This window comes from Ruegeria sp. AD11(2025), from assembly GCF_056542405.1.
In genome coordinates this window covers 46,441-59,074 of the sequence record NZ_JBQFZU010000008.1, presented here as the reverse complement: position 1 = coordinate 59,074, position 12,634 = coordinate 46,441, and the positions used below count along the sequence as shown (strand labels likewise).

The window sequence follows — 12,634 nt, the reverse complement described above, 5'->3', positions numbered from 1 at the left end:
TGCAACCACAACGCGAAAAAATGTGCTATACTGGTGCTCAGGCGTTGCCGGCTGGTCCGGCCAAGGGCAACCGATGCCGGAACCACCCTGCTGCGCGGATACGCAAAGGGAGGGGAAAGACGATGGCCAAGACAATTGGAAATCCGATCAGCTGGACGGCTCGGAACATCGGCGCGACCGGCGATCATATTGCAGAAAGCGTGAACCGCATTGGCAGCGCCGATACAAAGCATCTGCCAAAGGTACAAACCCTGACAATGCAGGACCTGCGGGCCTGTCTGCGGGCAGGTTACAACGATTTTCTGGAAACACGAGCTGATGCCATATTCATTGTGCTGATCTACCCCATCGCAGGGCTGCTGATGTTCGGGTTCGGCCTGAACCGCAACATGGTGCCGCTGCTGGCGCCGCTGATCCTTGGGTTTGCACTGATTGGCCCGATCGCCGCTGTTGGCCTGTATGAAATCAGCCGCAAACGCGAACAGGAGGGCGAGGTGCACTGGCTGGACGCGTTCGCAGTGTTCCAGTCGCCGTCCTTCGGGGCAATCCTGATGTTAGGATTCTATCTGGTCATGTGGATGCTGATCTGGCTGATGGTCGCGCAGAGTATCTATGTCCACACACTCGGTCCCGACTTGCCCACATCCCTCGGCGCCTTTGTCACGCAGGTCTTCACTACGGGCGCTGGCTGGACGATGATCATCTTCGGCAACGCGGTCGGTTTCCTGTTCGCTCTTGTCGCGCTGGCCATAAGCGTGGTCAGCTTTCCGCTGTTGCTGGATCGCAAGGTAGGGCTGCCGGTGGCGGTCGTGACCTCCGTCCGGGTGCTGCGGCACAATCCCGGAGTCATTCTGGCATGGGGTTTCATCGTCGCTGCCCTGTTGGTTCTTGGCGCGATCCCGATGATGTTGGGGCTTATCGTGGTGATGCCGGTTCTGGGTCACGCCACGTGGCACCTGTATCGCCGCGCGGTGACCTGATGGACGGCGCGCGGGACAAGCCCGCGCTGCCCGGTTAACCGGCGACCTTCAGGACGATCTTGCCGATATGGCCCGAGCTTTCCATCCGCGCATGCGCCGCTGACGCCTCTGCCAGAGCGAACTCGCTGTCCATAACGGGGGCAACCTTCCCGGCCTCCAACAACGGCCAGACCGCTTCACGCAGTTCCTGAGCTATTTTCGCCTTGGCCAGATCGCTTTGCGGGCGCAGGGTGCTGCCAGTCAGGGTCAGGCGCTTGACCATCATCAGGGCAAAGTTCAGTTCAACCTTCGGACCCTGCAAAAAGGCGATCTGCACCAAGCGTCCATCCTCGGCCAGCGTTTTGACATTGCGCGGGATATAATCGCCGCCCACCATATCAAGGATCAAGTTCGCGCCGCCTTCTGCCCGCATGACCCCGACGAAATCCTCATCCCGGTAATTGATCGCCCGCTCTGCGCCCAGGTTGATGCAGGCCTCGCATTTCTCATCCGATCCGGCGGTGGCAAAGACCCGGGCCCCAAACGCATGGGCCAGCTGGATCGCTGTAGTGCCGATACCGCTGGAGCCGCCATGCACCAGAAACCGCTCACCGGCCTTCAGCCCGCCGCGCATGAAGACGTTAGACCAAACGGTGAAGAAGGTCTCGGGCAGGCAGGCAGCCTCTTTCATTTCCATGCCCTTGGGGACCGGCAGGCAATGCGCGGCAGGAGTGGCCACATATTCGGCATATCCGCCACCGGGCAGCAACGCGCAGACCTGATCACCGACGGAAAGTCCTTCGACCCCTGAACCCACGGCAACCACTTCGCCCGACGCTTCAAGCCCCGGCAGATCACTGGCGCCCGGAGGCGGATCATAGGCCCCGGCCCGTTGCAACGCGTCGGGGCGATTCACACCCGCATAAGCCACCTTGAGGATCACTTGGGCGTTTTGCGGCTCGGGTACCGTGCGTTCAGTCAGTTGCAGAACATCCGGGCCGCCGGGCTGCGAAATTTCTACGGCGCGCATTGTCTGAGTCATGGGCAAATCCTCCTTTGCCCAATGCCTAGCAGGCAATTTCCGGAAGGCCCAGATGCTTACTTGCGCGGGTTCAGCATCCCGGGCAGATCAGCGCGCATTTTCATCGGTGGCTTCACCTGGCTGGCGAACCAGTTCGGCACCGCAAGGAACGGCTTGAACAGCGGATTGTCGTTCACCTGCGCCTTGAGCTTTTCGAACTGCATGACGTTGTCGATGCGGCGATCCAGAAACTCCCACGTTTTTTGATGATCCGGAGAATCATCGCCCAGCCAGAACAACAGGGTCGAGGAATACACCCCCGACAAGGTCGCGCGCTTGGTGTACCAGTTCACATCGTCCGAGGTATCGCCCAGCGTGTCCCAGATCAGATCGCAGGTCTGCCACAGCGCCTTGGCCCCGTCCGTCGCATGGGTCGGCAGGGAAAACAGCGTCATGCCCCGGCGCACCAGTTCCTTGTCGGGCACAGCCTCAAGCCGGAACCGGACGCCGGCGGCCACGCGGTCGCGGAACTTCATCTCGCTCAGGTCCGTGGATTTCAGGCGTTCCACCATGGCCGCATCGCCCCGCGCGTGGAACGCCAGCGCCAGATCGACCGCACCACGGGGGCAGATCGCCCGGGCCAAACCGTCATCCAGATCGCAATCGTTGATCGCGGCGCGAAAGCTGGCCTCGGACCAGCCATCAAACGGCACATGGATCAGAATCGCGTCCAAAAGCTGTTGTTTTGCATCTTCATAGGTAACGGTCATGGCGGTTCTCCGGTTCTCGGGGCCAGTACTAGACAAGATAGACCGGCTTTGCTATACGGCCAACTCCTGCAATTTCCTTGCAACTCTATCTAGAAAGGTGGTGACAACCACATGCAGGTTAGTGTTCGCGACAATAACGTCGATCAGGCGCTTCGTGCCCTGAAGAAAAAGCTGCAGCGCGAAGGCGTGTTCCGTGAAATGAAGCTGAAGCAACATTTCGAGAAACCGTCCGAGAAAAAAGCGCGAGAGAAAGCTGAAGCGATCCGCCGTGCCCGTAAACTGGCACGTAAGAAAGCCCAGCGCGAAGGTCTGCTCTAAGACTTTCCTCGTCCAGCTTTGGATGACACTATTTGACGACCCCCGAGGCCCCGCCCGGGGGTTTGTCGTTTCTATACAATCACTTCGCAGGTCGAACTCGACACGCAATAAAGACGCAGCTTGTATTCAGCGCGTCCTCAACTTGGCCACATTCGCCTAGCATAGAAACTGAAATGCTTAGCGCATCATTCGTTGGCCAGTTTTCAAAGATTATTCCCCGATGACGGCCAATATAAAGTCAGAGTGCTTTCCGTCATGGTACTCGCATGCGCGGCAGGCCTTTTTCAGTTCAATCCTGTGAATGGTGGAACCGACAACCCTGTTTTGACGACTTGCATCGACGCCAAGGACAAGCCGACCAGAATTGAAACCTGCACCAAAGCCCTAGAATTGGACGACCTGCACGACCGCGAGCGGGGTGATGCCGCGTTTTACCTTGCACGGGCAGTCGCCTATGATGACGCGGAACGGGCCATCGACCTCTATACTCAGTCAATATCACTGACGCCGGACAACTTGTCTGCCTTTCTGAACTGCGGAGAGCTGTATCGAAATGCCAGAGAATACGATTTGGCCATTGCAGGTTTTACGACCGTCATTGGCCATATTAATCAGAAAAACGCTGACAAGTTCTTCGACGTTTACTTGCGACGCGCGCGGGTATTGAAAATTCAGGACAAGTTTAGTGAGGCTATGGCCGATGTGGATGCGGTCTTGGGTTACGACCCCGACAGTATCGACGCCATCAAGACGAAAGCAGATATTCTGTCCGAACAGGAAAATCACGCTGATGCTCTGGCAATGCTGGACGATGCGATCGCAAGGCTTCCTCAAAACAGTGACGTAATCCCCCTATGGAAAGCACGCGCCAGGGCAAATGGTTATCTCTACAACCTCGACGGCGCATTTGCAGACATCGAAACGATATTGGAGATGGGCGAGTCCCAACCTTTGCAAACGCAGTGCATCGTTGATGACATCCTTGCCGAGCGTCCCGAAAACCTCAGACTTCTGCATCTCGGATTCCGGGCGAGCACACACGCCGAGGAATTTGAAACCGCCCTGCAGGATATCAACCGGCTGATTGAAGTCGAAGGCTATCCTGACTCGTCGATCTATGTTCGTGCAAGCGTGTACAAGGCGCTCGGGCAAAACGATCTGGCGCTGGCGGATTTGAGCATGCTGATTAACAAAGAAGATACGCGCATGGAATTCCTTCGCCAGTCGACTCAGGAAATCGAAGAACTGGTAAAGGCTGGGAAGCGATGTCTCACAAAAGATATGGTTTCAAGGGACTTCGACCTGATGGTGCTGTACAGATTTGCGTTGAATCAAAGGATGATCATTCATGCTGAGGCTAGCGATTGGACGTCGACCTTGGCAACTCTGGACCTGATGATCAAGGACGATCCTGACGACGTCGATCATTTGCGAAAACGGGGTATCGTTTTGGAAGAGCTTGGGCGCCCGAGCGATGCTCTTGCAGCTTATGACCAGGCCATTCGATTGATCGAAACCGAAGAAGGCGACAGATCAAATTCGGAAAATGGCTATGCGGACACGTATGACTATCGCGCTTCGCTTCATCAGTCGCATCATCGGGCGGACCAAACACGGTTGGATTTCGACAGGGCTCTCAAATTGGGTGACAGCGCGTTTGTCGAAGCTTTTCAACTCAGAATGCAGGAAGCCGGTCATTACGAAGGCCCGTTAAACGGTACCAATGACGGGGCGACCAAAGACGCGATGCACCTTTGCGCCTCAGATATTCGCTGCGTCGATCCCGATGTGTAGGGCAATCATCCCAACACGCATCAGCGCCGTCACAAACCACATCAAATCATCTCATTTACCTCAGCAGGTTTAAACCGACCGTTTTTGTCGGTTGGTTCTTGCCATTTGCCACGGCAGCAATTGCGGTAATCCGCCGAGCCACACCAAGCCCATTTGGACCGGCATGTTGCAGCGCAGCGAATCTCGTTCCGGTAGCACGGCCCTGCCGGATTTCGCCTGAATCTCCACCTCCTCTGTCCGTCCGTTCGGTGCCCGCTGTAACTGGCCCGGTCTGAACAGACGACCACACAAACGGAGGCTACCATGTCTACTGCAAGTACATTCGAGCAAGAAATGCTGGCGCTTATTAATGATGAGCGCACATCCCGCGGGCTGAACCCGCTGAAGCTGGAAACCCGTCTGAATGACTCGGCCGAGGATCACAGCACCTGGATGCTGAACGCCGATACATTCAGCCACACCGGATCGAACGGTTCCAGCGCGACCGAGCGGATGCGGGACGCCGGGTTCGACTTTTCCGGCAGCTGGAGGTCGGGTGAAAACATCGCCTGGCAATCGGAACGCGGCGCCGAGGGTATCAGTGACGATGTCGAACAACTGCACCAGAGCCTGATGAACAGCTCCGGCCACCGCGCCAATATTCTGAACCCTGACTACGAATATATCGGTATCGGTATCGAGGAAGGCGACTATAACGGTTGGGACGCCGTCATGGTGACCCAGAACTTTGCCACCACCGATGGCACCGTCGTGCTGGACAACGGCGCTGCGCCGACCCCGCCGGTTGAAGAGCCTGTTGCGGAAGAGCCCGTGGCGGAAGAGCCCGACACGGACGTCACCGAGACTGAAGAGCCGGCAGACGAAACGCCCGACACCGATGTCACCGAAACCGAGGAACCGGAAGACGAAACGCCCGACATCGACGTCACCGAGACCGAGGAACCGGAAGACGAAACGCCCGACACCGATGTCACCGAAACCGAGGAACCGGAAGACGAAACGCCCGACACCGATGTCACCGAAACCGAGGAACCGGAAGACGAAACGCCCGACACCGACGTCACCGAGACCGAGGAACCGGAAGGCGAAACGCCAGACACCGATGTCACCGAGACCGAGGAACCGGAAGACGAAACGCCCGACACCGATGTCACTGAAGCCCCGGCGAGCGATTGCTTTGACGTGGAAGAGTTCCTTGCGGCGATCGAAGGTTTCGTCAACGACCTTCTGGTTCTGGTCGATGACTTCAGGCTGAACGATTCGCCGGCCACCGATACAGCGGCGGTTGAGGATGACTTCATGCTGACCTCGGACATGTGTGATGACGCTCCGGCCGAAACCGATGTCACGCCGGACATGGGCGCGGACATGCAGGACGATTTCTTCACCTTCATCTCCATCGATAATTTCTGCATGATGGACTTCGCCTAACCTCAGAAACGGCCTGTGGGGCACCTGTTTGGTGCCCCGTTCCGATACGAAGAGGTATTCTGCGCGATTTTTTGCACAAATGAGGCAAAACCGGCGGTGACAATTCGCTCAGAAGGCCGGGGCGTCCAGTTTGCGACCTTATCCCGCCAAAGTCTCGCCATTAATGTCCCGCCAAAATAACGCAATCCACTGGAGGCAGAATCATGTCAACCGCTAGCGATCTAGAACGGCAGATGCTTGCATTGATCAATGCAGAGCGCGCGCGGGCGGGGCTGGCCCCCGTCCAGCTTGAACTCAACCTGAACGAGGCCGCCGAAGACCACAGTCAATGGATGTTGAACACCAATCGGTTCGACCATACTGGTGTCGGTGGTTCGCAACCTTGGGACCGGATGGAAGATGCCGGGTTCAATTTCGCGGGCAACTGGCGCGCAACCGAAAACATCGCCTGGCAGAGCGTTCGCGGCGAGCCTGGCCTGTCCGACGACGTTGTGAACCTGCACAACAGCCTGATGAACAGCCCGGGCCACAAGGCGAACATCCTTGACCCGAACGTCACCCTGGTTGGGATCGGCATCGAGGTCGGCAATTTCAGCGGCTACAATGCGATCATCGTGACACAGAACTTTGCCCGGACCACAGGCACGGTTCAACTGGATACCGGTGGCTCGACACCCGCACCCACGCCCGTCCCCGCGCCTGCACCCGCACCAGTTGAGCCGGGTCCTGAATATGTAAACGCCGGCACAATCGGAGACAGTGGGGATAACTGGTTCGCCCTGAAACTCGACCAGGCCGGGGCACTGGAAGGACGCGGCGGTAACGACACGCTTACCGGCGCAAACGGCGGCGATTTTCTTCACGGCGGTACGGGCAATGACACGTTGATCGGCTATGGCGGCAATGATGCCCTCATCGGCGGTCAGGGAACGGACCTTCTGAGAGGCGCGGACGGAAACGACTTTATCCAGGGCAGCCGGGGCAACGACAGGCTGCATGGCGGTAACGGCAATGACCTGATGCTGGGCGGCACCGAAAACGACCGGCTGCAATCCGGCAACGGCAATGACGTCTTGCGGGGTGAACGTGGCGAAGATGACCTTTTTGGCGGAGCGGGAAAAGACATTCTGTACGGTGGCCGCGACGACGACAACCTGACCGGCGGGTCCGGTTCAGACCTGTTCGTGTTCACCACCGGGAAGGACACCGTTTTGGACTTCTCCAGCGACGATTACATAGACCTCAGAGGCCCGGCCTCGATCACCGGGTACAGCGATCTGATGAACAATCACGTTTCGCAGTCCGGCAGCGACGTAGTCATCGACGACGGCAACGGCAACAGCCTGATTCTGGCGAACACGCAGGTGTCAGACCTGGCACAGGAGTATTTCCTGTTCTGATGTTCCCGACAGTCCAATCTGAAAACGCCCCCGGTTTCTGGGGCGTTTTTTCGTGATCAATAGATTTTGGGTACGTGCAACTCATCCGGCAGGACGCGGCGTTCGTATTCCGGGTTGTAGCGTCTGTCTGGCAGATTGACCTTTTCCTGCGGCACATCGGTGTAGGGAACCTTGGTCAGCAGATGCTCGATACAGTTCAGGCGTTCGCGTTTCTTGTCATTTCCTTCGACAATGTACCACGGTGCCTCGGGGATATTGGTGCGGAACAACATGTCCTCTTTGGCCTTGGTATAGGCCTCCCAGCGGATGCGGGATTCCAGATCCATCGGTGACAGTTTCCACTGTTTCATCGGGTCGTGGATACGCATGAGGAATCGCAGCTGCTGTTCTTCATCGGTGATCGAGAACCAGTATTTCAGCAGGATTATTCCGGACCGCACCAGCATTCGTTCGAATTCGGGAACGTCCTGAAAGAACTGCTCAACCTGATCTTCGCTGGCAAAACCCATCACCCGCTCGACCCCGGCGCGGTTGTACCAGGAGCGGTCGAACAGAACGATCTCGCCCGCCGCAGGCAGGTGCGGAACGTAGCGCTGGAAATACCACTGACTCTGCTCGCGTCGGCTGGGCGCAGGCAGGGCGACAACGCGGGCAACCCGCGGGTTCAGGCGCTGGGTAATCCGCTTGATTACACCCCCTTTGCCGGCACTGTCCCGGCCTTCGAACAGGATGCAAACCTTGGCCCCGGTATGCTGTACCCAGTCCTGAACCTTGATCAGTTCGGCCTGTAGGCGCAGCAGGTTGCGGAAGTAGACCTTGCGGTCCAACATGTTGGGGTGCTGGTCCTTGTAGATCTTTCGGATTTCCATCGAGAGCATAGGCTCGCTGAATTCAATCTCAAAATCTTCGTCCAGCGTGTCTTCCAACTCGGCTTCCAGCCAGTCTTTGGGGGCGTATTCGTTTTCGTAAGCCAAGGTCACATCCTTATCGTCTATCGGGTCCGGACCGTACAGGGCGTGTGTAACCGCCTGATGTCATCAGAGAAATTGATGAAACCCTCGCCAAGTATGCGCTGCGGACGCTGATACATGCAACGCAGGCGGGCGTTCGGCCTTTCCCTATTTGAACCCGCTAGCGACGGGACACAAGCGTCAGAATTGCCGCATTGCCAACGGGTTGGCATAAAACTGCCGTTTACGCCCTTGCCACGGACCACAATCCAACGGCAAAAACGGCCTGTCAAAGCATGAGACGACCGTGGCGCAATTTCTGTCCCTTCTGCCCGCTATTTGGCCCTGGTTCATCCTGATTGCCGCGCAAACAAGCGCCGTGTCGGGTCGACAGGGACTGGGCCTGACCCTGCTGGCCTTGCTCGGCTGCATCGCGCTGGCGCTTGGTCTGGTCACACCACTGGCGGTGGGGGTTGCGGGCCTTGGGATGCTGAGCGCGGCGGGGCTGCGGCTGCTTTACGGGCCTGTGGCTTTGGCCGGGCATCTGGCACTGATCCTGTGGTACCTTGGGTTGGGGGCCCATCTGTTTCCCGGGTTTCACAACCTGCTGGTGCTGGACCGGGTACAGGCCGGGCCAGACAGTACCGACTTCACCATGTACCTGAATCTGGACAAGCCGCTGGTTTTGTTTGCCGTCCTGCTGGCGTGGCCCGGAATGATCCAAGGTGCGAAACCGACCAAAGCCAAACCGCTGGTGGGTGGCCTGCTGCTGCTGCCTGCGCTTTTCCTGTTGGGGCTCACCACAGGCGCGGTCCGGCTGGAGGTCGGCCTGCCCCATTGGTGGATGGTTTTCGCGTTGTCGAACCTGTTTCTGACCTGCCTGACGGAAGAGGCCTTTTTCCGCGGCTATTTGCAATCGCTCCTCATCTCGAAAACCGGGACCACCTTGGGTATTGCAGTTGCCAGCCTGCTGTTCGGTCTGGTCCACGCGAGCGGAGGGCTGGCGCTGGTGGCGTTCGCATCGATCCTCGGGGCGGCCTGCGGGTTGGGCTACCATGCAACCGGGCGGCTCTGGGTTCCGGTTTTGATGCATTTCGGGTTTAACGCCCTGCATCTGACCCTGTTCACCTATCCCGGCCCGGTCTGATCGTCACACCGGCAGGGCGGTGGTCTTGAAGACTGTGCGCAATGCGAATGAGCTTTGCATCTGCGCCACCCCCGGCAAGCGCGACAGGTATTGGCGGTGGATGCGGGCAAAATCCTCGGTGTTTTCGGCGACGACCTTCAGAATGTAATCCGCCGTGCCAGCCATCAGATGACATTCAAGCACATCGGGAATGCGTGCCACGGCCTTTTCGAACGCGTCCAGAAGCTCTTCGGCCTGCCCCTGCAAGGTGATTTCGACAAACACCGTCGTCGGCACATTCATCTTGCGCGCATCCAGCAGTGCCACGTAATTGCGGATATACCCGTCCGCCTCCAGCCTCTGCACCCGTCGATGACAGGCCGACGGAGACAGATTCACCTGCTCGGACAGTTCAGCATTCGACATACGACCGTCACGCTGAAGGGCCGCCAAAATCTTTCTATCCGTCGTATCCAGGCTCATCGGCGCAAGTCCATTGCAAGTTTCCGTTAGAATACAGAAGATTCTCCCGAAAAAAACCCCAATCGCAGGCAGAGTTTCACAGAAATTGCGCTCCGAAACGCCCATTATTTATGCAGTTTATGAATGGAGGAGCGAGAAATGAAGATCGGTTGCCCCAAGGAAATCAAACCACAGGAGTTTCGCGTCGGCATAACGCCTAACGCGGCGCAAGAGGCCGTCGCACGCGGCCACGAAGTTGTAATCGAGACCGGTGCCGGAATCGGTTCGGGATTTGACAACGACTCCTACATCGCCGCTGGCGCCCAGATCCTGGACACCGCAGAAGAGGTGTTTGCCACCGCCGACATGATCGTCAAGGTCAAGGAACCACAAGCGGTCGAGCGCAAGATGCTGCGCGAAGGTCAACTGTTGTTCACCTATCTGCATCTGGCACCGGACCCGGATCAGACCCATGATCTGTTGGAATCGGGTTGTACCGCAATCGCATATGAAACCGTGACCGACTCCAAAGGTGGCCTGCCGCTGCTGGCGCCGATGTCCGAAGTTGCGGGCCGTCTGGCACCGCAGGTCGGATCGTGGACTCTGCAAAAAGCCAATGGCGGCCGTGGTGTTCTGATGGGCGGCGTTCCGGGTGTTGGTCCGGCCAAAGTCATCGTGATCGGCGGCGGTGTTGTTGGTACTCACGCAGCCAAGATTGCCGCCGGGATGGGTGCAGATGTCACCGTTCTGGACCGCTCGCTGCCGCGCCTGCGCTATCTGGATGATGTTTTCGGTGGGTACTTTCAAGAACCAATACTCGACAGCCGGTGCAACCGCCGAACTGATCCAGGATGCCGACCTGGTCATCGGCGCGGTTCTGATCCCGGGTGCTGCTGCTCCGAAGCTGATCAGCCGCGAACAACTGTCGACCATGAAACCCGGCGCGGCTCTGGTGGACGTGGCCATCGACCAAGGTGGCTGCTTTGAGACGTCGAAAGCCACCACTCACGCAGACCCGATCTACGACGTAGACGGCATCATGCACTACTGCGTCGCCAACATGCCCGGCGCGGTTGCCCGTACGTCCACCATCGCACTGGGCAACGCGACCATGCCGTTCATGTTGTCGCTGGCAGGCAAGGGCTGGAAACAGGCCTGCAAGGACGACGAGCACCTGTTGGCAGGTCTGAACGTCCACGCCGGTAAGTTGACCTACGAAGCTGTCGGCACTGCCCTCAGCATCGACGTTGTCGATCCTACAACTCTACTAAACTAAGAGCACTCCTGCCTCTGAAAGCGTCCTTTTCCAAAGGGCGCTTTACAGACTTGGGATGGGCGACGTGCCAAACGTGCGGCGCCCGGCCCAACCGGACGAGGGCATTTCAATGCCCGATCGACGAGCGGAAGGCTTACGCCTCTTTGTGGATCTCCACCGAATGCGGATACGGGATCGAAACGCCCTTGGCATCGAACGCCTCTTTCACCGCCTTGGTGACTTCGAATTTCACATCCCAGTAATCCGCTGCGGCACACCACAGGCGCGCGGTCAGATCGACCGAGCTGTCGCCCAAGTTGGTCACCCGCACCCAGGGCTCAGGATCGCTGTGAATCCGCTCGTCTGCCTTGGCGACATCCAGAATGATCTTCATCGCCTCGTCCGCGCTGTCGCCATAGTCGATGCCAAACACCAGATCGACACGCCGCGTGTCATGCGCCGAGTAGTTGGTGATGATCGAACCCCAGCTTTGCCCGTTGGGCACGATGATCTGCACATTGTCCGGCGTCACCAGTTCGGTGGTGAACAGGTTCAGGTCCTTCACCGTTCCCGCAGTGCCGCCAATATCAACATATTGGCCCAACTTGTACGGGCGGAAAACCACCAGCATGACACCAGCCGCCAAATCGCTGAGTGTCCCCTGAAGCGCCAGACCAATTGCCAGCGACGCGGCACCCAGAATGGCAACGATGCTGGTGGCCTCGATCCCGAAAATCCCCAGAACGGCGACCAGAACCATCGCAAGGATGACCCATTTGACCAGACTGGCGACGAAATTGCCCAAGGTCGGGTCAATCTGCGGCGTCGCGTTGATCCGCCGACGCACCATTCCTGCAATCGCACCTGCCACGATCCAGCCCAGGATCAGAACGATCAGCGCTTTGACCGCGTTTATGATCAGCGGGGCAAACGCACCCACCTGTGTTACGACCTCATCCACGCGACTCTCCTTTCAACAGTAGGAAACCCGCGTCTGTCGCGCGGGATTCGCCAAAGTTTTAGCAAAAAAAGCGGTTGGGTCTAGGTGCCAGTTTCCCCGGTTTTCCCCGTTATTGACCGACGAACGTCCACCAGTTGACAGGGCCAACAAGACGGCTGCAGATCGCACGGGCTGAGCACAGCCCTTG

Annotated in this window: 11 protein-coding genes and 1 pseudogene; 7 read left to right on the top strand and 5 right to left on the bottom strand. The window is 58.1% G+C overall.

The genetic code is table 11. The annotated features are described in order from the left end of the window. Positions 1-122 precede the first annotated feature (122 nt). The gene (locus tag ACR1XY_RS09925; RefSeq protein WP_480592675.1) at positions 123-980 is read left to right on the top strand and encodes a DUF2189 domain-containing protein; all 858 of its coding nucleotides are present in this window, start codon (positions 123-125) and stop codon (positions 978-980) included. A 34-nt stretch (positions 981-1,014) separates the two neighbouring features. On the opposite strand, the gene ACR1XY_RS09920 is transcribed toward ACR1XY_RS09925, so the two are convergent. Both ACR1XY_RS09920 and ACR1XY_RS09915 read right to left on the bottom strand, forming a co-directional pair. After that, positions 1,015-2,001, bottom strand: a complete 987-nt coding sequence (locus ACR1XY_RS09920) for an NAD(P)H-quinone oxidoreductase (protein WP_480592673.1) — start codon at positions 1,999-2,001, stop codon at positions 1,015-1,017. A gap of 56 nt (positions 2,002-2,057) precedes the next feature. Then, a complete protein-coding gene (locus ACR1XY_RS09915) occupies positions 2,058-2,750 on the bottom strand; it encodes a COQ9 family protein (RefSeq protein ID WP_480592671.1) in 693 nt (230 codons plus the stop codon). Positions 2,751-2,861: 111 nt separating this feature from the next. Here ACR1XY_RS09915 and rpsU point away from each other — a divergent pair, with 111 nt between their 5' ends. The 4 genes from rpsU to ACR1XY_RS09895 all read left to right on the top strand — a co-directional run bounded on the left by rpsU (position 2,862) and on the right by ACR1XY_RS09895 (position 7,693). Beyond that, positions 2,862-3,068 (top strand): 30S ribosomal protein S21, encoded by a 207-nt coding sequence (gene rpsU, locus ACR1XY_RS09910; protein ID WP_005614280.1) that lies wholly within the window; start codon positions 2,862-2,864, stop codon positions 3,066-3,068. Between the two features lie 192 nt (positions 3,069-3,260). Then, positions 3,261-4,862, top strand: coding sequence for a tetratricopeptide repeat protein (locus ACR1XY_RS09905; RefSeq protein WP_480592669.1), 1,602 nt, complete (start codon positions 3,261-3,263; stop codon positions 4,860-4,862). A 303-nt stretch (positions 4,863-5,165) separates the two neighbouring features. Continuing rightward, positions 5,166-6,293 carry a CAP domain-containing protein gene (locus tag ACR1XY_RS09900; RefSeq protein WP_480592667.1) on the top strand — a complete coding sequence of 376 codons (1,128 nt, stop codon included), beginning with the start codon at positions 5,166-5,168 and terminating at the stop codon, positions 6,291-6,293. Between the two features lie 203 nt (positions 6,294-6,496). Beyond that, on the top strand, positions 6,497-7,693 hold the full coding sequence (locus tag ACR1XY_RS09895; protein WP_480592665.1) for a CAP domain-containing protein: 1,197 nt from the start codon (positions 6,497-6,499) through the stop codon (positions 7,691-7,693). A gap of 56 nt (positions 7,694-7,749) precedes the next feature. Here the strand turns inward: ACR1XY_RS09895 and ppk2 are convergent, their stop codons facing one another. After that, complete coding sequence (ppk2, locus tag ACR1XY_RS09890) at positions 7,750-8,667, bottom strand: polyphosphate kinase 2 (RefSeq protein WP_480592663.1); 918 nt, start codon at positions 8,665-8,667, stop codon at positions 7,750-7,752. 283 nt (positions 8,668-8,950) lie between these two features. Between ppk2 and ACR1XY_RS09885 the strand changes: the two genes are divergently transcribed. Further along, complete coding sequence (locus ACR1XY_RS09885) at positions 8,951-9,790, top strand: CPBP family intramembrane glutamic endopeptidase (protein WP_480592661.1); 840 nt, start codon at positions 8,951-8,953, stop codon at positions 9,788-9,790. Between the two features lie 3 nt (positions 9,791-9,793). On the opposite strand, the gene ACR1XY_RS09880 is transcribed toward ACR1XY_RS09885, so the two are convergent. Beyond that, positions 9,794-10,252 (bottom strand): Lrp/AsnC family transcriptional regulator, encoded by a 459-nt coding sequence (locus tag ACR1XY_RS09880; RefSeq protein WP_480429839.1) that lies wholly within the window; start codon positions 10,250-10,252, stop codon positions 9,794-9,796. 138 nt (positions 10,253-10,390) lie between these two features. Here ACR1XY_RS09880 and ald point away from each other — a divergent pair. Beyond that, positions 10,391-11,507, top strand: a pseudogene (ald, locus tag ACR1XY_RS09875) (alanine dehydrogenase). A gap of 133 nt (positions 11,508-11,640) precedes the next feature. Here the strand turns inward: ald and ACR1XY_RS09870 are convergent. Next, positions 11,641-12,447, bottom strand: coding sequence for a mechanosensitive ion channel family protein (locus tag ACR1XY_RS09870; RefSeq protein WP_480592656.1), 807 nt, complete (start codon positions 12,445-12,447; stop codon positions 11,641-11,643). Positions 12,448-12,634 lie beyond the last annotated feature (187 nt).